At 65.6% G+C, this 21,918-nt stretch carries 19 protein-coding genes; 11 read left to right on the top strand and 8 right to left on the bottom strand.

Annotated elements, in window-relative coordinates:
- Positions 1–36: 36 nt before the first annotated feature.
- The 4 genes from AC1DIM_RS15315 (at position 37) to ppsA (ending at position 5,731) form a co-directional block, all read left to right on the top strand.
- The gene (locus AC1DIM_RS15315) at positions 37–789 is read left to right on the top strand and encodes an HD domain-containing protein (RefSeq protein ID WP_477711355.1); all 753 of its coding nucleotides are present in this window, start codon (positions 37–39) and stop codon (positions 787–789) included.
- On the top strand, positions 786–2,303 hold the full coding sequence (locus tag AC1DIM_RS15310; RefSeq protein ID WP_477711354.1) for an aldehyde dehydrogenase family protein: 1,518 nt from the start codon (positions 786–788) through the stop codon (positions 2,301–2,303). The genes AC1DIM_RS15315 and AC1DIM_RS15310 overlap by 4 nt, the downstream gene beginning before the upstream one ends.
- A 50-nt stretch (positions 2,304–2,353) precedes the next feature.
- A complete protein-coding gene (locus AC1DIM_RS15305) occupies positions 2,354–3,172 on the top strand; it encodes a pyruvate, water dikinase regulatory protein (protein ID WP_477711353.1) in 819 nt (272 codons plus the stop codon).
- 153 nt (positions 3,173–3,325) lie between these two features.
- Positions 3,326–5,731 carry a phosphoenolpyruvate synthase gene (gene ppsA / locus AC1DIM_RS15300; protein ID WP_477711352.1) on the top strand — a complete coding sequence of 802 codons (2,406 nt, stop codon included), beginning with the start codon at positions 3,326–3,328 and terminating at the stop codon, positions 5,729–5,731.
- 82 nt (positions 5,732–5,813) lie between these two features.
- Here the strand turns inward: ppsA and AC1DIM_RS15295 are convergent, their stop codons facing one another.
- The 3 genes from AC1DIM_RS15295 to AC1DIM_RS15285 form a co-directional block, all read right to left on the bottom strand.
- Positions 5,814–6,974 (bottom strand): acyl-CoA dehydrogenase family protein, encoded by a 1,161-nt coding sequence (locus AC1DIM_RS15295; protein WP_477711351.1) that lies wholly within the window; start codon positions 6,972–6,974, stop codon positions 5,814–5,816.
- A 128-nt stretch (positions 6,975–7,102) separates the two neighbouring features.
- Complete coding sequence (locus AC1DIM_RS15290; protein ID WP_477711350.1) at positions 7,103–7,807, bottom strand: alpha/beta fold hydrolase; 705 nt, start codon at positions 7,805–7,807, stop codon at positions 7,103–7,105.
- 60 nt (positions 7,808–7,867) lie between these two features.
- Positions 7,868–8,239 (bottom strand): hypothetical protein, encoded by a 372-nt coding sequence (locus AC1DIM_RS15285; protein WP_477711349.1) that lies wholly within the window; start codon positions 8,237–8,239, stop codon positions 7,868–7,870.
- Positions 8,240–8,749: 510 nt separating this feature from the next.
- Between AC1DIM_RS15285 and AC1DIM_RS15280 the strand changes: the two genes are divergently transcribed.
- The gene (locus AC1DIM_RS15280; protein ID WP_477711348.1) at positions 8,750–9,187 is read left to right on the top strand and encodes a hypothetical protein; all 438 of its coding nucleotides are present in this window, start codon (positions 8,750–8,752) and stop codon (positions 9,185–9,187) included.
- 57 nt (positions 9,188–9,244) lie between these two features.
- On the opposite strand, the gene AC1DIM_RS15275 is transcribed toward AC1DIM_RS15280, so the two are convergent.
- The gene (locus tag AC1DIM_RS15275) at positions 9,245–9,997 is read right to left on the bottom strand and encodes an ABC transporter ATP-binding protein (RefSeq protein WP_477711347.1); all 753 of its coding nucleotides are present in this window, start codon (positions 9,995–9,997) and stop codon (positions 9,245–9,247) included.
- Between the two features lie 33 nt (positions 9,998–10,030).
- On the bottom strand, positions 10,031–11,218 hold the full coding sequence (locus tag AC1DIM_RS15270; protein ID WP_477711346.1) for an ABC transporter permease: 1,188 nt from the start codon (positions 11,216–11,218) through the stop codon (positions 10,031–10,033).
- A 167-nt stretch (positions 11,219–11,385) separates the two neighbouring features.
- Between AC1DIM_RS15270 and AC1DIM_RS15265 the strand changes: the two genes are divergently transcribed.
- Entirely contained in the window at positions 11,386–12,774 is a 1,389-nt protein-coding gene (locus tag AC1DIM_RS15265; RefSeq protein WP_477711345.1) for a sensor histidine kinase, read from the top strand.
- The gene (locus AC1DIM_RS15260) at positions 12,774–13,427 is read left to right on the top strand and encodes a response regulator (RefSeq protein ID WP_477711344.1); all 654 of its coding nucleotides are present in this window, start codon (positions 12,774–12,776) and stop codon (positions 13,425–13,427) included. The genes AC1DIM_RS15265 and AC1DIM_RS15260 overlap by 1 nt, the downstream gene beginning before the upstream one ends.
- 35 nt (positions 13,428–13,462) lie before the next feature.
- On the opposite strand, the gene AC1DIM_RS15255 is transcribed toward AC1DIM_RS15260, so the two are convergent.
- Positions 13,463–13,966 (bottom strand): MarR family winged helix-turn-helix transcriptional regulator, encoded by a 504-nt coding sequence (locus AC1DIM_RS15255; RefSeq protein WP_477711343.1) that lies wholly within the window; start codon positions 13,964–13,966, stop codon positions 13,463–13,465.
- A 153-nt stretch (positions 13,967–14,119) separates the two neighbouring features.
- A complete protein-coding gene (locus AC1DIM_RS15250; protein ID WP_477711342.1) occupies positions 14,120–14,695 on the bottom strand; it encodes an NADPH-dependent FMN reductase in 576 nt (191 codons plus the stop codon).
- 209 nt (positions 14,696–14,904) lie between these two features.
- On the opposite strand from AC1DIM_RS15250, the gene AC1DIM_RS15245 reads away from it, so the two are divergent.
- Complete coding sequence (locus AC1DIM_RS15245; RefSeq protein WP_477711341.1) at positions 14,905–16,056, top strand: GGDEF domain-containing protein; 1,152 nt, start codon at positions 14,905–14,907, stop codon at positions 16,054–16,056.
- A 53-nt stretch (positions 16,057–16,109) separates the two neighbouring features.
- On the top strand, positions 16,110–17,312 hold the full coding sequence (gene lhgO, locus AC1DIM_RS15240; RefSeq protein WP_477711340.1) for an L-2-hydroxyglutarate oxidase: 1,203 nt from the start codon (positions 16,110–16,112) through the stop codon (positions 17,310–17,312).
- A gap of 7 nt (positions 17,313–17,319) precedes the next feature.
- On the opposite strand, the gene AC1DIM_RS15235 is transcribed toward lhgO, so the two are convergent.
- Entirely contained in the window at positions 17,320–18,846 is a 1,527-nt protein-coding gene (locus AC1DIM_RS15235) for a SulP family inorganic anion transporter (protein ID WP_477711339.1), read from the bottom strand.
- A 213-nt stretch (positions 18,847–19,059) separates the two neighbouring features.
- On the opposite strand from AC1DIM_RS15235, the gene mptB reads away from it, so the two are divergent.
- Both mptB and AC1DIM_RS15225 read left to right on the top strand, forming a co-directional pair.
- The gene (gene mptB, locus AC1DIM_RS15230) at positions 19,060–20,679 is read left to right on the top strand and encodes a polyprenol phosphomannose-dependent alpha 1,6 mannosyltransferase MptB (protein ID WP_477711338.1); all 1,620 of its coding nucleotides are present in this window, start codon (positions 19,060–19,062) and stop codon (positions 20,677–20,679) included.
- A gap of 93 nt (positions 20,680–20,772) precedes the next feature.
- The gene (locus AC1DIM_RS15225; protein WP_477711337.1) at positions 20,773–21,378 is read left to right on the top strand and encodes a TetR/AcrR family transcriptional regulator; all 606 of its coding nucleotides are present in this window, start codon (positions 20,773–20,775) and stop codon (positions 21,376–21,378) included.
- The last annotated feature ends 540 nt before the right edge of the window (positions 21,379–21,918 follow it).

Raw genomic sequence — 21,918 nt, 5'->3', positions numbered from 1 at the left:
ACTCAGACAGTAAGTTGGCCCACCCGAAGGAGCATTATGAGCACCCCCAAGACTCCGGTCGCTGCGGGCCCCGATCACGCCGCGACCGCCACGGAAGCTGCCGATACGCTGGCCGACGCGTTCGCCGCCGAATACGGCGTGCGCCCCATCCCGGCACCCGGTCCGGTTGACACCACTCCCATCAGCACCACGCCTGCCGCCCTTGAGGAGCTGGACGCGTTGTGGAAGGCCGTGGTGCACGAAACACGCACACGCGGCAATGACATTCACCTGCCCATTTCCCTGGCCTACGCCGAACGCCTGTGCCGGGCCTACCCTGCTGCCGACGCTGAAATCGTGCGGGTAGCCACGCTGCTGCACGACACCGGATGGGCGCATGTTGACGAATCCCGCATCATCTCGGAGGGGTTTGCCGGGGATTGGCGCAAGGCTGCCATCCGCTACGAGCATGAACTGCAGGGCTGCCATGTGGCGCGCCGGGTGCTGCCCGGGCTGGGCTATTCGGCGGCCTTCGTCGAGCGGATCTGCGACATCATCGACGGCCACGACACACGCTTGGTGGCCCACTCCCTGGAGGACGCCCTGATGCGCGATGCCGACCGGCTGTGGCGGTTCGACCAGGCCGGGATTGCGCTGGCCTCCTCCTGGTTCGGCATGGACCCCGCCACCTACACCGACCGGCTGGCCATCGAAATTGTCCCGGAGCTCATCACCCAGGCCGCCGTGGACATGGCCACAGCCGACCTCAACCGATCCAACGCCCTGCTCAAGACGGCGGTGATCCGATGACTTCCGCCACCCATGACGCTCCGGCACTGGCCGCCCGCACGTCGCTTGCCCTGCCCCACACCCATGTGGACACCATCTTTGTAGACGGCGCCTGGCAGCCTTCCCGGGGCAGCGGCCGGAACCCGGTGACCGACCCCGCCACGGGCGAAGTCTGGGGCTCCGTACCAGACGGAACTCCGGAAGACGTGGACGCCGCCGTCGGCTCCGCCCGGCATGCGTTTCAGGGGGAGTGGCCCCGGTTGACCCCGTCCGAGCGCGCCGCTTACCTCCTGAAGATCGCTGTGGAAGTGGAGAAACGGGCCGAGGAGCTGTCCCTGACCAACTCGCGGGAAAACGGCTCACCCGTGGCCGAATCCGCCGGTGCCGCGGCCAACGCGGCCGGCATCTTCCGCTACTTCGCCACCCTCGCCGAGTACCTCGAACGGGAAGACGTCCGCCCGTTCCCACGCGGCGGCGGCGAGTCCGTGGTCCGGCGCGAGCCGCTGGGGGTGTGCGCACTGATCGCGCCGTGGAACTTCCCCATCAACCTGGTGATCATCAAGCTGGCACCTGCGCTGCTGGCAGGCTGCACCGTGGTGATCAAGCCGGCCTCGCCCACGCCGCTGTCCATCCGCGTGATCATCGACGCGATCGCGGCGGCAGGTGTCCCCGCCGGCGTCGTGAACCTGGTGACGGGTTCCGGCAGGCTGGGGGATGTGCTGGTCAAGCACCCGGACGTGGCCAAGGTAGCGTTCACGGGTTCGACGCCGGTGGGCCGGAAAATTGCCGCGGCCTGCGGTGAGCTGCTGCGTCCGGTCACGTTGGAGCTGGGCGGAAAGTCCAGCGCCATTGTGCTGCCCGACGCTGACCTGGACGCCATGTCCGAGGTCCTGATCAAGTCCTCCATGCGCAACACCGGGCAGACCTGCTACATCTCCACCCGGATCCTTGCCCCCGCGAGCCGTTATGACGAGGTGGTGGACATGGTCACGGCCACCATCGCCGCCGGGAAGCAGGGCGACCCGCTGCAGACTGACACGGTTTTCGGCCCCTGCGCCACGGAATCCCAGTACCGGACCGTGCTGGAGTACGTGGAGTCAGGCCTGGCTGAAGGTGCCCGGGCGACCACCGGCGGCCGTGCCGCGTCCTTGGGCGGGGGACTGGAGAACGGTTACTTCGTGGAGCCGACGGTGTTCGCCGACGTCACTCCGGACATGCGGATCTCCCGCGAGGAGATCTTCGGGCCGGTCATCACCATCCTGAAATATGACGACGCCGGCGGCAGCGTTGACGAGGCAGTGGCCCTTGCCAACAACACCGAGTTCGGCCTGGGCGGCCTGGTGTTCGGTGCGGATCCTGACGCCACCCTCGCCGTGGCGGACCGCATGGACACCGGCTCCGTGGGCCTGAACTTCTTCGCCTCCAACCACGCCGCACCCTTCGGCGGACGGCACGATTCCGGCCTCGGAACCGAGTACGGGATTGAGGGCCTGAACGCGTACCTGAGCTACAAGTCGATCCACCGGAAGGCGTAGTGGTGGTGCCCGGATACCGGACCCGGGCCGCCGTGGGGCAGAATGCGTTCATGACCAATGACGCTCTCCGCCCTGTCTACTTCCTCTCGGACAGCACGGGCATCACCGCCGAAACGCTCGGCAATACGCTGCTGACGCAGTTTCCGGCGAACAACTTTGACCGCATCACGGTCCCCTTCATCACTACGGTGGATCAGGCCAAGTCTGTGGTGGGCACCATCGACGGGCTGATCGGCACCGGTCCGCGGCCCATCGTTTTTTCCACCGCCGTCAGCAGCGAGATCCGGCAGACCCTCGCCACATGCCAGGGAATCGTTGTCGACCTCATCGGAACACACATGGGGCAGTTGGAGCAGGCCCTCGGCTCCCCGGCAAGTGCCGTACCCGGCAGGGCACATGGCCTGGGTAATGCGGAGCGGTACCAGTCCCGGATGGCCGCCGTCGAATACGCCATGGAACACGACGACGGGCAGAGTCTGCGGGCGCTGGAAAAGGCCCAGGTCATCCTGGTGGCACCTTCCCGCTGCGGAAAAACGCCCACCACGATGTACCTGGCGCTGCAGCACGGCATCTTCGCAGCGAACTTCCCGCTGGTGGATGAGGACTTCCAGCGCGAAGGCCTGCCCAAACCGCTTCGGCCTTTTGTTGAGAAGTGTTTCGGGCTGTCCTCCAACCCGCTTCGGCTGAGCCAGATCCGCACCGAACGGCGCCGCGGCTCATCCTATGCGTCGCTGCGGCAGTGCGGCTTTGAGCTGCGAAGTGCTGAGCAGCTGTACGTCTCGCACCGGATTCCGTACCTGAACTCGGCCTCGGTGTCGGTAGAGGAAATGGCCGCCACCATCCTGCAGCGCATGAACCTCAAGCACTAGGGAAAATTTTCACAAACTGAGTGTGGCAGACATCATGTTGGAAAGACGGCCTCGGACCTGTCACTGTAGACAGGATTCGCGCCCACCGACCGGTTACAGCCCGCGAGCGGGGCGGCACCACCGCATGCCATCATCTGCAAAGGAGCAGCAACKATGACTACAGACATCCTGTGGTTTTCAGAACTCGGCCTCAAGGACCTGGACCGGGTAGGCGGAAAAAACGCCTCCCTCGGCGAGATGGTGCAGAACCTCACGTCCGCCGGCGTCCAGATACCGGACGGCTTCGCCACCACCGCCGACGCTTACCGCAACTTCCTCGCAGACTCCGGGCTGGACCAGCGGATCGCGGACCGCATGCTCGGGCTGGACACCGATGACGTGACTGCCCTGGCCGCGGCCGGCCAGGAAATCCGGACGCTCATGCGCGAGACGCCCTTCCTGCCTGATTTTGAAGCCCAGATCCGCAACTCTTACCAGCAGCTGGTGGACAAGCACGGCGGCTCCGAAGACCTTTCCTGGGCCGTTCGTTCCAGCGCGACGGCGGAAGACCTGCCCGACGCATCCTTCGCCGGGCAGCAGGAAACCTTCCTGAACGTCCGCGGCATCGAGAACATCCTGCTCGCCATCAAGGACGTCTTCGCGTCCCTCTACAACGACCGCGCCATCGCCTACCGCGTGCACCACAAGTTCGAGCACGCCGATGTTGCGCTCTCGGCGGGAGTCCAGCGGATGGTGCGCTCCGACGTCGGGGCTTCCGGCGTGATGTTCACCATGGACACCGAATCCGGGTTCCAGGACGCCGTGTTCGTCACGTCCTCCTACGGTCTCGGTGAGGCTGTGGTCCAGGGCGCCGTGAACCCCGACGAGTTCTACGTGTATAAGCCGGCACTTCAGGCCGGCCGTCCCGCCATCCTCAAGCGCGGACTGGGCGAGAAGGCCCTCCAGATGACCTACACGGACAGCCGGGAGATCGGCCGCACCATCGACTTCGTGCCGGTTGAGGCTTCGCTGCGGAACCGCTTCAGCCTCACGGACGACGACGTCGAGCAGCTCGCCCGGCATGCCGTCGCCATCGAAAACCACTACGGCCGTCCCATGGACATCGAGTGGGGCAAGGACGGGATCGACGGCGGCCTGTATATCCTGCAGGCCCGCCCGGAAACCGTGCAGTCCCGCCGTCCCGCCGGCAGCCTGAGCCGTTTCCGCCTCAACGGGACCAGCCGCGTGCTCGCCGAAGGCCGCGCGATCGGCCAGCGCATCGGTGCCGGCAGCGTCCGCATCCTGACCTCGATCGACCAGATGGCTGCCTTCAAGACCGGCGACGTCCTGGTTGCCGACATGACCGATCCTGACTGGGAACCGATCATGAAGCGCGCCTCCGCCATCGTCACCAACCGCGGCGGCCGCACGTGCCACGCGGCCATCATCGCCCGCGAACTGGGGATTCCCGCCGTCGTCGGCACCGGGGACGCCACCCAGGCGCTCTCCGATGGCCTCGAGGTGACCGTTACCTGCGCCGACGGTGAAACCGGCCTGATCTACGAAGGGCTCCTGGACTTCACGGTCGAGGAAACCGAGGTCACCCAGCTGCCCGAGGCCCCGGTCAAGGTCATGATGAATGTGGGCACCCCGGAGCAGGCGTTCACCTTCGCGCAGCTGCCCAACCACGGCGTGGGCCTGGCGCGGCTGGAATTCATCATCAACCGCCAGATCGGCATCCACCCCAAGGCACTGCTGAACCTGGACGAGCAGCCGGCGGACGTGGCCGCGGAAATCCGCGAACGCATCGCGGCTTACGACAGCCCGCGCGACTACTACATCAAGCGCCTGGCTGAGGGTGTGGCTACCATTGCCGCGGCTTTCGCGCCGCACCCGGTGATTGTGCGCATGTCCGACTTCAAGTCCAACGAGTACGCCAACCTCATCGGCGGACCCGCTTACGAGCCGCACGAAGAGAACCCGATGCTGGGCTTCCGCGGCGCCTCACGGTACCTGGACCCGTCCTTCCGGGACTGCTTCGACCTCGAATGCGAAGCCCTGTTCTTCGTCCGCAACGAGATGGGCCTGACCAACGTCAAGCTGATGATCCCGTTCGTGCGGACCCTCGACGAGGCCCGCGGCGTCATCGAACTGCTCGCCGAGAACGGCCTGAAGCGCGGTGAGAACGGCCTCGAGGTCATCATGATGTGCGAGATCCCGTCCAACGCGCTGCTCGCCGATAACTTCCTGGAGTACTTCGACGGATTCTCCATCGGCTCCAACGACATGACCCAGCTGGCCCTGGGCCTGGACCGGGACTCGGCCACTGTGGCCGCCGGCTTCGATGAGCGGGATCCTGCCGTCAAGAAGCTCCTGAGCATGGCCATCAAGGCCTGCAAGGAGCGCGGCAAGTACGTCGGCATCTGCGGTCAGGGCCCCAGCGACCATGCGGACTTCGCCGAGTGGCTCGTCGGGGAAGGCATCGACTCCGTCTCCCTGAACCCTGACACCGTGGTGGACACCTGGCTCCGGCTCGCCGGCGGCGCGGTCGAGGTTGGTGCCGGCGCGGCAGCGAACTGACGCAACTGAACTGACGCAACATAGCTGAAAGGGCGTGGCCGGCGGATGTCGCCGGCCACGCCCTTTGCGCGTCTGAGCTGATTCAGCGGAACGCAGGAACCCCGGTGAGCTTGTTGCCCAGGATAAGGGTGTGAACTTCGTCGGTGCCCTCGTAGGTGCGGACGGATTCGAGGTTGTTCGCGTGCCGCAGCGGTGAGTAGTCCAGGGTGATGCCGTTGCCGCCGAGGATGGTGCGGGCCTCGCGGCAAATGGCGATGGCTTCGCGGCAGTTGTTAAGTTTGCCCACCGAGATCTGCTCGATCTGCAGGCGGCCGGCATCCTTGAGCCGGCCCAGGTGCAGGGCGAGCAGGAAGCCCTTGTTGATTTCCAGGGCCATATCCACGAGCTTCTGCTGGGTCAGCTGGTAGCCGGCGAGCGGCTTGTCGAACTGCATGCGCCCCTTGGAGTAGTCCAGGGCGGCCTCGAACGCGTCACGGGCCGCGCCCATGGCGCCCCAGATGATCCCGTAGCGTGCCTCGTTTAGGCAGGAGAACGGGCCCTTAAGTCCGACGACGTTCGGCAGCACCGCGCTTTCGGGCAGGCGCACGTCAGTCAGCTCAATATCGCACTGGATGGATGCCCGCATGGACAGCTTCGGTTCGATGGGGGTGGCGCTGAATCCCGGGGTGGACGTGGGCACCACGAAGCCGCGGATGCCGCCGTCGGTCTGGGCCCAAATGATGGCCACCTGGGCCACGGAGGCCAGACCGATCCAGCGTTTGGCGCCGTTGAGCACCCAGTCGCTGCCGTCGCGGCGGGCGAAGGTGGTCATGCTGCCCGGATCGGATCCTGCAGTGGGTTCGGTCAGGCCGAAGCAGCCGATCGCCTCACCCGCGGCCATCGCCGGCAGCCACTCCTGTTTCTGTTCTTCGGAGCCGTGTTTGTGGATGGCACTCATGGCCAGGGAGCCCTGTACCGAGACGAAGGTTCGCAGTCCGGAGTCACCGGCTTCGAGTTCGGCCCCTGCCAGGCCGTAGTCGACGGCGGAGCGGCCGGCGCAGCCGTAGCCTTTTAGGTGCATGCCGAGTAGGCCCAGCTTGGCCAGTTCCGGCACGAGCTCCAGGGGAAAGACGGCCCTTTCGTACCAGTCCGCGATGTTGGGCTTGATCTCACTGTCCACGAAGGCCCGCACGGTGTCCCGGAGGGCAATCTCGTCAGCGGTGAGCAGGGAATCAAAGTCAATGAGGTCGCTGACATCAGGCATGGGTGGGCCTTTCAGGTGGTGCGGAACCGTGCCGGCAAACGCTGCAGGTGAGGCGGCCATGACACGGCTCGGCGGCCTGCCCCGCCCGTGAGTTTACGGGAGTTCAGCCTGTTAGCTGCGTCCCGCACTCACACCGTCCGCTCCACCGCCGCCAGGATTGCCTGGCTAAGCTCAGCCGGCTTGGTGAACTGGGGCCAGTGCCCGGTGGGGAGATCCACGTAGTCGACGTCGCGGATGCGGGCCAGTTCCGCGGTGAAGGGATGGCCGGCGTCGATCCATTCAATGATGAGCGACGACGGGAACTGGCACGCAATGACGGTTGCGGGCACGTTGTACCGGCGGATGTCGTGCAGGCGCTGCTTGCCGTAGGCCACGCCCTTAGGCTCGGGGATGGCGCGCGCCCGGAACTTGGTCCGCAGTTCGTCCGTGAGGTCCACCAGGTCGGCGTCCTCGAAGCCGTCCCACGGCGGCAGCGGGACGTCGTCGCCCTCGGCCGGTAGTTCATTGTTGATGACGCCGCCCTCACCGAGTGGTCCGCTGTCCACATAGATGTTCCTGGTAACCCGGTCCGGCCGCGCGTCCGCTACCCCATGGATGACGGCGCCGCCACCTGAGTGGCCCACCAGGACCACCATTCCGTCGATGCCGTCCACAACGTTCACGACGGCGGCGATGTGATCCTTCAGGGTGATGCCGCCCCGCCGTGCGTCCACAGATTCAAGGCCGGGCAGCGTCAGGGGATGGGTCGTGTGCCCCGCCGCTTCCAGGGCAGGCGTCACCTCCTCCCACGATGAGGCGTCCAACCAGAAACCAGGTACGAGGATGATGTCCATGACGGAACCCTACTCCGGGGTACCGACACCGGGTAGGGCTGCCGTGGGTCATGGTTTGAGTCACCACGTGCGGTGGTGGTCCTTATTATCGTGCCGGTGTCCGTTGTGATCCCAGTAGCCGTCTCGGTCATGCCGGCAACCGTCGTGGCCCGTCCAGGAGCCATTGTGGTCATTGTCAGCGCGCCAATTACCGTTGTCATCCCGCCAGCCCGAGTCGTCGCCGTTGTCGTGCCATCGGTCCTCGGTGTCAAACCAGCCGTTCCTGGTGTCGTGCTTGTTGTGGTCCCGTACGTCGTGCCTGTTATGGTTCGAAGCCTGGTTCCAGGAACTGGTGGAGGCGTTCACCGMGGCGCTGGCGGGAAGGGCGCTGGCACCCAGTCCCAGAGCAGCGGTCGCGGCCGCCGATCCGATGATGCGCATTGCTTTGTTCATGAGCGTAATCCTTTGCAGTAGTCCACATTCCTCCGTCCCTGAAGCCAGCGTTGGCGGGGCACCCCAAGGAATCGGGGACGCTTTCGGAAAAGGCTGAGCTTCTTTCGGAAAAGGCTGAGCTTAACGTTGGGAAAGCCACCGGAAGATGATGTGTGCAATCACTTGATTGATGGCGTCACGCCGGGATTTCCTGGCGGGCGGCGGGGTCCGGGATCTACAGGACCCGAGCTCACTCCGGAAACTGTTGCCCGGAGTACCAAACCAGTTCACGCCCGCCGGCCCGTCCGAAGTAGGGACCAAAGCCCCTACTTCGCCTGGCGCTATCGCGGTATACATCTTGGCTGCATGTGGATGAGCCCGGCCCACTCCCTTGCTTTCACTCTCGCGCCGATAATTAAGATATGTCGGCGAGATCGGTTCGACCTCGATTTGGGCCTGTGCATCATGGCGAACAGGGGCCGTTTAACCGCACCGAACCGAAATTGACCGCAATCATGAAAGGAACCGACGATGAGACTCACCCACATCCCTCTCCGCCTGACCACTGGCGCGTTTATCTTCAACGCAGGGTGGGGCAAGCGCGACCTTGACAGGGACAGGGCCGCCGGGCTCCAGACCATGGCGGCCACGGTAATCCCGCCCGTGAGCAGAATCGACGCGGCGAAGTTCGGGAAGATGCTCAGCTACGCGGAAATGACCCTGGGCGCAGCGCTCCTTATGCCTTTCGTGCCCAGCCGCATGGCCGGCATTGGCCTCGGAATCTTCTCCGGGTCGCTGGTCACCCTCTACCTGAAGACGCCGGGCATGACCCTGGAGGACGGAATCCGGCCCAGCCCGCAGGGAACAGCACTGGCAAAGGACGTCTGGATGCTCGGCATCGCGATCGCGCTGATCCTGGACCGCAAGCCTCAGGCAAAGGCAACCGAACGAATCACCGCCGTCAAATAGGCCGGCAATCTCCGGACAACCCGGTTGCCCGGCAAACCCGCGATGTTGCATCCGGCCCTACGCGTGCGCGCCGTCCGGCACCACCGGCGCAGCCAACCCGCCGTCACGCATCACCGCCACCGCGTCGGTCAGCGGGACAAATTCCGTATCGTGCGTGACCATCACGGTGGCCACCTGGAATTCATCGGTGACGCGGCGGAGCAGCCCGACGATCGAGGCGCTCCGCTCATGGTCAAGCGCCGCCGTCGGCTCGTCTACCAGCAGCACCGTGGGGTCACCCATCAGCGCCCGCGCTATGTTGACCCGCTGCCGCTGCCCGCCGGACAGCTGGTGCGGCCGCTTCTCCGCGGATGGTCCCATACCCACAAGGCCCAGCAGATCAAGGGCCCGTGAACGCGCTGCCTTCAGCGGCTTGCCGCGCAGGTGGTGTCCGATCATCAACTGCTCGACGGCGGTGAGTGACGCCAGGAGGTTGGGCTGCTGGAAGATGATCCCCACCTTCTCCCGGCGCAGCGCGGTCAGTTCCGCGTCCTTGAGGCCCGCCGTCGTGATCCCGTCGATCACCACGTGCCCGCTGGTGGGGCGGACCAGAGTGGCGGCCACCGCCAGGAGGCTGGACTTGCCCGAACCCGACGGACCCACCAGCGAGACCATCCTCCCGGCCGCCACACCCAGGCTGACACTGTCCAGGGCCTTGAGAATTCCGCCCCCGTCCGGGTACTCGAGGGTGACGTTGTCGAGCGCCAGGGGGAGGGTGGTGCGGCTAGCTGAACCGGGGACAGGTGTAACAGACAAAGAAGAGACAGACATAACGAAGGACCTTTCGAGAGGAAATAGGGGTTTTCAGTTGCCGCCGAGCGCGATCAGCGGGTCAACCGTGGTGACCCGCCGGACCGCCAGCGCGGCGCCGGCGAGCCCGAGGGCAACGATTCCCAGCACGGGCAGCAGCGTGGTGGCGGGAGTGACGAGGAACGGTGCGGCCTGGGCCGCTGCAAATCCGCCCAGGACGCCGGCCGCCCCGCCCAGACCCGCCCCGGCCAGCAAAACGATGGCGGCCTGCGTGATGGCATCCCGCAGCACATAACCACCGGACGCGCCCATTGCCTTGAGGACGGCTATGTCCCGGGTGCGCTGGACGGTCCACACGGTCAGGAACGCCACGATCACGAGCGCCGAAATTCCGTAAAGGAACGCCTGCATCAGCATCAGGGAGCCGTTCTCGCTCTTGAACGAACCGAGCGCCTGGAACGAACCCGTACGGCTCACGCTCACGGTGCCCGCCATCGAGTTAGCCGTCGCCTCGTCCACCGCCGCCCCGTCCTGGTGGGTGACCGCGATAACGGTGGCCACCGGCGGATTACCCGCAGCACTGCCACCCGCAGCACTGCCACCCGCAGCACTGCCACCCGCAGCACTGCCGCTAACCGGTGAAATATGCGCCACCTCAGCCCAGGTCGGCAGCGCCGTCCACACCACTCCGGTGTGCGAATACCACTGGTCATCCACGACGCCGGTGACGGTCAATTCGGTGCCACCCACCGTGGCGGTGTCGCCGACGTCGAGCGACAGGTCCGCGGCAACGGTGGAGCCGATCACGAGCGCCCCGGTCCGGACCGGGGCGGGTGCCAGCTCGCCGCCGGCAGCGACGCCGAATACCGCCACGTTGGTGGTCCCGCCGTCGCCGGCCTGGAGGCGCGACTGGCTGATGCCCAAGGCCTCGGCCCGGGCCACGCCGGGGACGTGTTGCCAGCTGTCCACCTGGGCGGCGGTCACCTCGCTCTCGGTAAAGGACGCCGTCGGCTCATTACTGCCCGGGGCGCCGAAAACGATGCTGTCCACCGGCCGGGACGCGGCGCCGGAACCGCTCCCGGGCCCGGCCCCCAGCTTCCCTATCGCGGAGGTGGACTGATCGCCCAGGCCGGCGGTCAGCCCGGACAGCAGCACCAGGAGCAGCGTCACCAGGGCCACCACGCCGCCCATCAGGGCGAACCGGCCCTTGGCGAACCGGATGTCACGAATAGCGAGAAACACGTTGAACTTCCTTCAATCGAGGGGTGAATTTCCTTCTCAATCCACCCTCCCGCGCACCGGCGCCGGCCACATCCGGCAGGTGGTTGATCCCGAAGGGACAAAAGGTTGAGCGGCCGGTCAAACTTTTGATTGATCCGCCCGCGGACTGCGCCGCCTAAGCTGAAGGAATGCCTGCTGCGGACCCACAGACCACCCCGTCGGGGGCCACCGTCCTGCGGTTCCTGCGCGTGACGCTCCATGTCGGGTTTGCCGTGCTGCTGCTCGTCGCCATCCTGCGGCTGCACCTGGTGGACGGACCGGCCGACGCCGGCACTCCCGCTGGAGCGCGGCGCTACGTTTGGTCCGCGCTCGCCGTCGCCCTGGCCGGGACCTACCTTGCCGGCACCCTGCTGGAAAAGCGGTACGCATCCGGCCGCTCCACGTTCAATCCGCACCCCTACGCGCTGCTGTGGCTGGGCATGGTCACGGCACTGTGGGGCGTCCTGCTCGCCGGCAGCGCGGAGTTTTCCTGGGTCGCCTTTCCGTTGTTCTTCCTGCACCTGCATGTGCTGCCCCGCCGCATCGCGCTCGTCACGATTGCTGTCATGACGGCGGCGGTGGTGGCCTCGCAGTGGGTGGCGGCCGGACTGCCGTCGCCCAGTCTGCCGATGGTGCTGGGCCCGGTTCTGGGTGCCGGGTTCGCCGTCGTCACAGGGCTCGCGTATCGAGCGCTTTACCTCGAGGGGGAGGCGCAGCGGCTGGCCGCGGACGAACTCAGGCGGACCCGGGCCGAGCTGGCGAGGACCCAGCACGAGGCCGGTGTCGCCACCGAGCGCGAACGCCTGGCCCGGGAAATCCACGACACCCTCGCGCAGGGCCTCTCCAGCATCGTCCTCGTGGCGCGCGCTGCAGAGAAGTCCCTGGCCAGCGGCGATCTTGCCACCGCCGCCGAACGTTTCGCGCTGGTCCAACAGACGGCATCGGAAAACCTCTCCGAGGCCCGCAGCTTTGTCCGCGGCCTCACGGCTCCCCGGCTCCAGGAGTCGTCACTGTCTGAAACCCTTAAAAGGCTCTGCGGCGAGACCGAAACGCTGGCGGCCGCACGCGGCGAGGGGCTCCGCTGCCGGTTCGAGTTGGTGGGGGACGCCACGGAACTGGCACCGCAGTACAGCGTCACGCTGCTCCGGGCCGCCCAGGCCAGCCTCGCCAACGTCCGCCTGCACGCGAAGGCGCGTACCGCCGTGGTCACCTTGGCGTTCCTCGGGGATGAGGTCACCCTGGACGTGTACGACGACGGCACGGGCTTTGAGCCCGAAGGGTCGGGTCCCGGCGTGGCTGGCCGCGCGGACGGGAGCGGCTTCGGCCTGCGCTCGCTGGCCGCCCGGGTGGCGGAACTGAACGGTTCACTGGAGGTCGAATCGGCACCGGGGGAAGGGACCGTCGTCGCGGTCCGGCTGCCGCTCACCGGAGAGGCGCTCACTAGGGAGGCGCCCGCTGAGCAAGCGCTCGCCGGAGAAGCGCCCCCTGGCGGGGCGCTGCCCGGCGTGGTGCCCGGTTCGGCGGGGGAGCCGCGCTGATGGGAACCTTGCACATTCTCCTGGTGGACGACCACCCCGTGGTCCGTGCCGGGCTGCGCGCCATGCTCACCGAATTCGAGGACTTCAGTGTGGCTGCCGAAGCTGCTGACGGGGACGCCGCGCTGCGTGAACTCGCCCGGCTCCGGGCACTGGGGGAGCGCGTGGATGTGGTGCTGATGGATTTGCAGATGGGCGCCGGGATGGACGGGGTCACTGCCACGGCGGCGATCCGGAAACTGGATTCCGCGCCGCCGGTCCTGATCCTCACCACGTACGACACCGAGGCGGACATCCTGGCCGCGGTGGAGGCTGGCGCCAGCGGCTACATGCTCAAGGACGCACCGCCCGGTCAGATCAGGCAGGCTGTGCTCTCCGCTGCCGCCGGCCAGACAGCGTTGGCGCCGAAGGTCGCGGCGTTGCTGATGTCGCGGATCAGCAGCCCGGAAACCGCCCTGACGCCGCGCGAGGTCCAGCTGTTGGAACTGCTGGCGACGGGCTTGACGAACAGGGCCATCGCCCGGCAGTTGTTCATTTCCGAGGCCACGGTCAAGACCCACCTTGTGCACATCTTCGGCAAGCTCGGCGTCGACAACCGTACGTCGGCCATCGCCGTGGCCGCGCAGCGCCGGATCATCCGCGGGCCCGGGCAGTAGCGGGCTGCCGGGGTTCGCTTGCCGCGCCGGCAGGATCAGACGTTGTTGGCGTCCCGCAGTTCGGCCATGGCTTCCGCGACCAGCTGTGCCCGTTCTGCGCCCAGGATGTCCACGAAGTTGGAATGGACCAGTCCGGCCACGAAGCAGGCCAGCTCGTTGGCCGTTTCTGTGCCCAGGGTGCTGAGTTCAAGGTAGACCACCCGGCGGTCCGCGGCGCAGGGGCTGCGCTGGACCAGTGCCCGTTTTGCCAGCCTGTCGGCGATTTTCGTGAACCCGCCGTTGCTGAATGCGACTTCCCTGGCCAGTTTTGCCATCGGCATCCGGGCGCCGGGAGTACGGACCAGCCGTAAGAGTGTCTCGGCCTCGGCAGGTTCCAGGGAGTACGCAGCAGAGACTTCCGCGTGGACCAACTTGTTGGTGTTTTGGAAGCCCTCGATGACCAGTCCCCACTGCGAGATCACATCAAGGTCCCCGGGGGTCGGGGTGTGTTTCTGCGTGGCCGGCATGGAATCCCTTTCCACGCCCATAATACGCTCCACCTAAATGTCCTTCCCGTGACTCTTTCGAGCGTCAGGACGGCCGATAGGGCCTCCCTTTTAACAACGAAAACCGGTGCTTTCTTAACAACGAAAACCGGTGCTTTCGGCGGGCGCTTGGCCCGCCGGAAGCACCGGCGCTCGGGTGTGCGTGGGTTACGCGTTGACAGATGCCTCGGCGCGGACGGCTTCGAGGGCCTTGGTCCACGGGATGAGCTGGTCGAGGACCGGTGCGAGCGACTCGGCCTGCAGTTCGGTGGGCTTGAAGACGGAGAAGTTCTCGAAGTCGGTGAACAGGGAGAACATGCCGGTCTTCTGGACGTGGGCGATCTGCAGTTCGGACAGGATGCCGCGCAGGTGCTCAACGGCGCGGACGCCGAAGGCGGAGCCGTAGGAGACGATGCCGGCTGCCTTGTTCGCGAACTCGGCGTTCAGGTAGGACAGGGCGTTGGCCAGGGCGGGGGCCACGGAGTGGTTGTACTCGGGGGTGATGAAGACGTAGCCGTCGAACTCGGCGATCTTGGCGGCCCAGGCGATGGTGTGGGCGTTCTGGTAGTTCTGGTAGGCCGCGGGGTAAGCCTCATCCAGCAGTGGCAGGTTGTAGTCCGCGATGTCGACGAGCTCGAACTCGGCGTCGGTGCGCTGCTGAGCCTGCGCGAGAACCCACTCGGCCACGCCGGTGTTGTTGCGGCCGGGACGGGTGCTGCCGGTGACGATTGCGATCTTAGTCATGAACTTCTCCTCGATGGATCACTGAGCGGAAAGCTTCTCCGCAATGCTTCAAGATACAACTATATCTTTGAAAACTATTTCTGTAAATACTATTTCCGGTTGTGCTCGTCACCCGCGCATGAGCGGAGAAGGCCGGGCAGGACGAATTGTCCGACGGCGGTGCGATACTGAGGGTTGCATCACAGCGGACGTTTGGGGGAGCTTCGGGAATGGTCCTTGATACGACAACACTCAGGATCGCCTTCGGCGTGATGGCCGTGATGTTGGAGCTGCTGTTCTACTTCTTCGCCTACCGCCCTACCCGCGCACCGTACTGCGGCTTGTGGTGCGTGGCCCTGGCCTTCTTCCTTGCCGGAGCCCTTGCTTTCCTGCTCGATGGGACGCCCCATCAACAGTGGGCGAATCCTCTGGGAAATGTTCTCTTGGTTTCCGGGGCGGTGAGCGTCTGGACGAGTGCATGTTCACTGCGGCGCGCGCTTCCCCGGCCATGGGTGTTGGCTGCCGCGCCCGCCGCGACCCTGGTGGCTTCGGGTGCCGACAGCCCGGCCACGAATACCTGGGCAGGCGGTTCCGTATTCCTCGCTTCGATGGCGCTGATGTTTGGCTTGGCCACAAGGGAGATGTGGCCGACGTTCCCTGGTTACACCCGTGTCCGCATCCCGATGACAGCATCAGTGGGGCTGGTCACCGTTTTCTACGCGGGCCGCCTCGTGGCATTTCTCACGGATAGGCCGGGCGGATCAATCTTCGAATTGGTCTTTGGTTCCGCGATTACCACGATGCTGACCATGGTGCTGCTGGTGGTGGTGTCGTTCAGCATGTCTTCGCTCAGCACCGAGCAGCAGACCCGCGCCCTGCGGATGGTGGCCACGCGTGACGACCTCACCGGGCTGCTCAACCGTAAAGCATTCCTGGATCTCGCGGCGGGGCTGCTGAAGGACCGCGGCGTCACGCAGGGGACCGGCGCCCTGATCCTCGCCGATCTGGACCATTTCAAGGACGTCAATGACACGCACGGCCATGCCGCCGGCGATCTCGCCCTGCAGGCTTTCGCCGGCGCGTGCCAGGACACCGTCAGATCCACAGACCTCGTGGGCAGGTACGGCGGGGAAGAATTCGTCCTCCTGATTCCTGGCGGGTCAGCCGTCCGCGCCGAACACATCGCAGACGAAATCAGCCGCAGCCTCGCCCAGGTCCCCACCGCCGACGGACTCGAGATGCCCACCGTCAGCTACGGCGTTGCACTGTACGACGCCGGGACCGCCGATGTGGAAGACCTCATCGCCGCCGCGGACGAGGCCCTCTATACCGCCAAATCCCTCGGCCGTAACCGCACCGTCCACAGCGACCGCCGCCGCTGAACCGGCCCAAGCTCTTATACTCGGGTCAGGCGCGAGGATAAGGACACATTGACGTGGGCGAACGCATCGGAATCATCGGCGGGGGCATTGTGGGCATCGCCCTGGCGCGGGCCCTCCTGCAGCGCGGACTCGGAGAGGTCACGGTCTTCGAAAAGGAGCACCGGCTGGCCGCACACCAGACCGGCCACAACTCAGGTGTTGTGCACGCCGGCCTCTACTACGCCGCAGGATCACTCAAAGCCCGGCTGTGCGTTTCCGGCCGCGCAGCACTCAGGGATTATTGCCAGGAGAAGAACCTTCCCTACCGGGAAGTTGGCAAGCTGGTGGTAGCCGTAGATGAATCGGAGCTGCCGGCGCTGGCCGAAATCGAGAAGCGGTCCAGGGCCAACGGCGTCCCTGACTTCGACCGCATCGACGATGCTGCACGGCTGCAGGACATCGAACCGCACGCGGCAGGCGTGGCGGCGGTCCACTCCCCGCACACCGCCGTCGTCGATTTTGCGGCAATTACCGAAGCGATGGCGCAGGACGTAAGGACGGCCGGCGGCACCATCCTGCTCGGGCAAGAGGTAGTGGGGATCACTGTGGACGGGGGCAAAGTGCACGTCCGGACGGCTGTGTCCGAGCACGTCTTCGACCGGCTCATAGCGTGCGCCGGTTTGCAGTCCGACGTCGTTGCGCGCCTGGTGGGTGCCGATCCCGCACCGAAAATCCTGCCCTTCCGGGGTGAGTACTGGTCGCTGAACCCCAAGCGGAACAGCCTGGTGAACGGAATGATCTATCCCGTCCCGGACCCGCGTTTCCCCTTCCTCGGTGTGCACTTCACCCGCGGTGTGTACGACGACGTCCACGTGGGGCCGAACGCTGTTCCCGCGCTCGCGCGCGAGGGCTATGGCTGGTTGTCGGTCTCCGCGAAGGACACCTGGGAATCGTTGCGATGGCCCGGAGCGGGCACGTTGGCGAAGAAGCACTGGCGGATGGGTGTGGACGAGATCAGCGCCTCGCTGGTCAAGGCCATCTACTTCCGCAAAGCCCGGCGCTTCATCCCTGAGCTCGAGATGTCCGACCTGACGGCCAAGACGGCCACAGGTGTGCGGGCTCAGGCCTGGGGCCGGGACGGTGCGCTGCTGGACGACTTTGCGGTGGAACAGCTGGGCCCGGTGACGCTGCTGCGGAACGCGCCCTCGCCGGCCGCCACATCCTGCATGGCAATCGCAGAGCACCTCGTGGAGAACTACCTGCAGGTGCGTGCCTGAGCCCGCGTCAGTTCAGCTTCCCCGCCAGCCGCTCGCGCATCTGGACGCTGGCGGAGTTCAGCCCGATCAGCTCCACTTCGCGCCCGTGCCGGCGGTACTTTTCCGTAACGGCGTCCAGCACGGCGATGGTTGACGCGTCCCAGAGGTGCGAGGCGTGCAGGTCCACCACTACCCGGGCGATGTCCGGCCCGGCATCGACGGCGTACTCAAACTGGGTGTAGAGGTCATTGGAGGAGGCGAAGAACAGCTCACCGTCGACGGTGTAGGTGGCCACGTTTTCGCCGTTGAGTTCGACGACGGTCCGCTCCACCGTGGCGAAATGCGCCACCCGCCGGGCGAACAGAGCCATGGCCGCCAGTACGCCGGCGCCGACGCCGATGGCCAGGTTGTGCGTCACAGAAACCACCGCGACGGTAATCAGCATGACGGCGGTCTCGGACCTGGGCATCCGGCGCAGGGTCCGCAGGGCGATGGAGTGCCAGTCGAAGGTGATCGCCGAAACAAAGATCATCACGGCCACCAATGCGGCCATGGGGATCATGCCCACCACGTCGCCGAGCGTCACCACCAGGACCAGCAGGAAGACTCCGGCCAGGAAAGTGGATACCCGGCTGCGCGCGCCGGAACCCTTGACATTGATCATGGTCTGGCCGATCACCGCGCAGCCGCCCATGCCACCGAAGAAGCCCGTGACGATGTTCGCCACGCCCTGGCCCCAGGACTCGCGGGTCTTGTTGGAACGGGTGTCCGTGATGTCGTCCACCAGCTTGGCCGTCATCAGCGATTCCAGCAGCCCCACCAAGGCCATCGAGAGTGAGAACGGCGCAATCACCTGGAACGTCTCCCACGTCAGGGGGACGTTGGGGATGAACAGGGACGGCAGGCTCTCCGGCAACTGGCCCTTGTCCTGCACCGTGGGGACGTGCACCCCGGCGAGGACGGCAAACAGGGTGAGCACCACGATGGCCACCAAAGGCGACGGTACCGCCGTCGTAATTCTGGGCAGCCCCACCACAATGACCAAGCCCACCGCCACGAGGGGATACACCATCCACGGGACGCCGATCAGCTCGGGGAGCTGGGCCATGAACACCAGAATCGCCAGCGCGTTCACGAAGCCCACCATGACCGAGCGCGGGATGAAGCGCATCAGCCGGGTCACGCCCAGGACGGCCAGCAGGATCTGGAAGACGCCCGCCAGGATCACGGCCGCGATGAGGTGGTCCAGGCCGTGGCTGCGCATCAGCGGTGCGATCACCAGGGCCACGGCACCGGTGGCGGCAGAAATCATGGCCGGCCGGCCGCCGACAAACGAGATGGTGACGGCCATGATGAAGGACGCGAACAGGCCGATCCGCGGGTCCACGCCGGCGATCACCGAGAAAGCAATCGCCTCCGGAATCAGGGCCAGCGCCACCACCAGTCCGGCCAGCGCCTCGGTTTTAAGCCGCCGCGGCGAACGTAATGTGGCGCGGACCGATTGGAGCTGCTGAGGCGTGCTGGTCCGGGCGTCCGGGACGCTTCGTACGGCCATTGCGGGGTCCAATCGTGCTGGTGAACCGCACTTTGGCGGCTTCTGCCTTCGGGGAATGTGGAGGCGCGGGCCGCTTCGTCGGGAAATGAGGGTGCGCGTCCGCTCCCACCAGTCTGGGGTACGCCGCCTCCCAACTGCTAAAATGGCGTGGTTGTAGACCGGCCTATAGCTGGTCCGGCCAGCGCCGTAACGTAAGTAGGGGACCCACAGGACATGACGGCAGGCGGTTCGCACCTCAGCACCTCGGAGACTTTCCCGGGCCCGTCGAAAAGGACGCCGGCCGGGACGGAGCTTCCGAAGTCCGCTGCGCCCGCCGTCGCACCGCCGGCCAAGCGCCGCGCCTACATCGCCACCTGGCAGGGGTTCCTCGGCGCGCTGATGATSTTCGTSGGCTCMATCGGARCSGGCTGGATCGCCAACGGCTCRCCCATGATCCGCCAGCCAGTGGTCATCGCGCTGCGGACCGAGGGCTGGGGCGTCACTCTTTCCACGGTCCTCCTCACGGTGGGCGCCATGCTGCTGATGCGCTCCTGGCTCCGGCTTGGCCAACGGCTGGGGGACTGGGGGGAGCATTCCCTGCGGTCGGTGGTGATCGCCATCTCCGCGTGGTCCTTCCCCCTCCTGCTCGCCGTCCCCATCTTCTCCCGCGACGTCTACGCCTACACTGGCCAGGGGCGGCTGGTCATGGAGGGTCAGAACCCCTACGAAGTGGGCATCTCCACGCTCAGTAACTGGTTCTCGCTTGGCGCGGACCCCGCCTGGGCCGAGAACAGGACGCCTTATGGTCCCTACTTCCTGTGGCTCGCCCGTGGTGTGGTCGGGTTGACCGGGGCCCAGCCTGACGCCTCCGTCTTTCTGTTCAGGCTGCTCGCCGGCGTGGGCGTGGTCCTCTGCGTCATCTACGTGCCTAAACTCGCGGAACTGCATGGCATCAACGGCGCCAGGGCGCTGTGGATCGCGGTGGCCAACCCCCTCTTCCTGATCAGCTTCGTGGCCAGCGCCCACAACGACGCACTCATGGTGGGCCTCGCCGTCGCCGGTGTCTATTTCGCTGCGACGAAGCATTACCTCACTGGCATATTACTTGTTACGGCATCCATAGGGATCAAACCGATCACCGTCCTGCTGCTCCCGTTCATCGGAGTCATGTGGGCTGGGCCGGCCGCGTCGTGGACGCGGAGGTTCCTGATGTGGGGTGCGACGGCGGGAATCAGCTTTGGTGCGCTGGCGCTCAGCGGGATCCCGTACAACCTTGGCCTCGGTTGGGTTTGGGCGATCATGGACCCGACGCCCGGGTACACCGGCTACTCGCCGTCGGGGTTCCTGGGGCAGCAGGTGGAGTTCCTCGGCAACGTGCTGGGGCTGCCGGGCGGGACGTTCGCGGACCTGCTGCGGACAGGCATGAAGTGGACGGCGATCGGCCTGGTCCTGCTGCTGATGTTCCGCGGCGACTACCCGCGGGCGGTGCGGCGGCTGGCCCTGGCGTTCACCGCCGTCGTGATGCTTTCGCCCATCATCCAGCCCTGGTACATCCTCTGGTTCCTGCCGTTCCTGGCGGTGACGGGCATCCGGAACGACTGGCAGATCCGGTGCCTCTACGTGGGCGTGACGTTCTTCGTGGTGTTCGGCGCGCAGGACCAGCTCTCGGTCTGGTCCTTCGTGGAGTTGCCGATTAATGCGTCCTCGCTGGCGTTTGTGACGGCGCTGCTGTTCACGTTCTACCTGCTGGTCCTGGACATCCACACGCGGAAGCTGCTGATCGAGGGCAAGCCCATGGACTGGGCCCGGCGGGGATTGGGCTGGGTGCGGGAGCAGTGGGCGGCGAGGCGCTGACCTGCCGGATGGGGATGACCTGCTCCGTCGGGACCTCAAAAAGGGAACCCTCGGCCTGAGGAATCTCGTATATGGCAGGTAGAATTCCCTGGCATGAGGACACTCGCCGACGACCTTGAAGCCCCTGGTGACGTCCACACTCGTATTGTGGTCGCGGCCTACGGCTTGTTCTCGCGCCGCGGGATCCGTGATGTTGGGGTCGACGAGCTCATCCGCGCGTCAGGCGTTGCCAAGGCAACGTTCTATCGGCACTTCCCGTCGAAGGATGATCTGGTGCTGGCCTTTTTGAAGCGCCGCGACGAGCTATGGATGATGGGGTCCGTCGTCCCGGAAGCCAGGCGCAGGGCGGAGAACCCCGAGGATCAGCTGCTGGCCATCTTCGATGTTTACGACGAGTGGTTCCACGACGACGATTTCGAGGCATGTTCATTCGTGAAAGTGCTGCTGGAAATGGGGGCAACCCATCCTCTGGGTAAGGCGAGCATCGAATACCTGGCCAGGATCCGCCAGCAGGTTCGACTCCTGGCTGATGAAGCCAACCTTGAGGACTCAGAAGCATTCGCCCTCTCCTGGCACATCCTCATGAAGGGCTCAATTATTGCCGCTGCCGAAGGCGACAAGCTGGCCGCCCGCCGGGCCAGGCGGATGGCCGCCGGACTGATTGCAGATCACCGGCCCAAAAGCTCCCAGCAGGGTTAGATCGGGGACCCCCTACGCCGCTTCGGTCCGTGGGTCTCTGTGGAGTTGACGGCCGTGCTGTCCGTCTTTCCGGAGCCGTGCGATGTAGGAGCAGAACAGGGCGTCCCGGGACCGTTTCATGGACCAAAAAACCAAAATTAATCTTTGTCTTGAACCATTGACTTGAACAGCTGTTCATGTCAAAGTTTGTGGGACGAACAAGCGTGATTGGCGTCACACCGGCGGGGCTCAATGTAGAGCTCAACTGGGAATGGTTTCAGGTAGCCAGGCGATCCCTCGGGAGCCCCAATGGGGTTCCAACCTGAACGCAGTCGCAATCCTTTATGCATCAAAGATTGACCAGCTCTGACAAAGAAGACCAGTTCTGACCTATCTTTCCCACACTATTTACAGGAGACATCATGGAAACCACTCTGGTAGGAACACTGAGCAAGGCCGGCTCCATCCACAAAGTGGAAAACGGCTTTATCGGGCTGCCGTCTATGGACGAGCCGGGTACGGTCGCTGCGATCGGCGATTCACTCCACAACCCCGAGGGTT

The sequence above is a fragment of the Pseudarthrobacter sp. 01T43 genome, assembly GCF_056398665.1.
The sequence above is the reverse complement of the archived record's forward strand: the minus strand, read 5'-3'. Positions and strand labels throughout refer to the sequence as shown.

Coding starts and splice junctions, on each gene's coding strand:
- AC1DIM_RS15315 (WP_477711355.1), top strand. CDS start 37: ATGAGCACCCCCAAGACTCCGGTCGCTGCGGGCCCCGATCACGCCGCG.
- AC1DIM_RS15275 (WP_477711347.1), bottom strand. CDS start 9,997: ATGTCTGTCTCTTCTTTGTCTGTTACACCTGTCCCCGGTTCAGCTAGC.
- AC1DIM_RS15250 (WP_477711342.1), bottom strand. CDS start 14,695: ATGACTAAGATCGCAATCGTCACCGGCAGCACCCGTCCCGGCCGCAAC.
- AC1DIM_RS15260 (WP_477711344.1), top strand. CDS start 12,774: ATGGGAACCTTGCACATTCTCCTGGTGGACGACCACCCCGTGGTCCGT.
- AC1DIM_RS15235 (WP_477711339.1), bottom strand. CDS start 18,846: ATGGCCGTACGAAGCGTCCCGGACGCCCGGACCAGCACGCCTCAGCAG.
- AC1DIM_RS15225 (WP_477711337.1), top strand. CDS start 20,773: ATGAGGACACTCGCCGACGACCTTGAAGCCCCTGGTGACGTCCACACT.
- AC1DIM_RS15295 (WP_477711351.1), bottom strand. CDS start 6,974: ATGCCTGATGTCAGCGACCTCATTGACTTTGATTCCCTGCTCACCGCT.
- ppsA (WP_477711352.1), top strand. CDS start 3,326: ATGACTACAGACATCCTGTGGTTTTCAGAACTCGGCCTCAAGGACCTG.
- AC1DIM_RS15265 (WP_477711345.1), top strand. CDS start 11,386: ATGCCTGCTGCGGACCCACAGACCACCCCGTCGGGGGCCACCGTCCTG.
- AC1DIM_RS15290 (WP_477711350.1), bottom strand. CDS start 7,807: ATGGACATCATCCTCGTACCTGGTTTCTGGTTGGACGCCTCATCGTGG.
- AC1DIM_RS15245 (WP_477711341.1), top strand. CDS start 14,905: ATGGTCCTTGATACGACAACACTCAGGATCGCCTTCGGCGTGATGGCC.
- AC1DIM_RS15280 (WP_477711348.1), top strand. CDS start 8,750: ATGAGACTCACCCACATCCCTCTCCGCCTGACCACTGGCGCGTTTATC.
- AC1DIM_RS15310 (WP_477711354.1), top strand. CDS start 786: ATGACTTCCGCCACCCATGACGCTCCGGCACTGGCCGCCCGCACGTCG.
- AC1DIM_RS15305 (WP_477711353.1), top strand. CDS start 2,354: ATGACCAATGACGCTCTCCGCCCTGTCTACTTCCTCTCGGACAGCACG.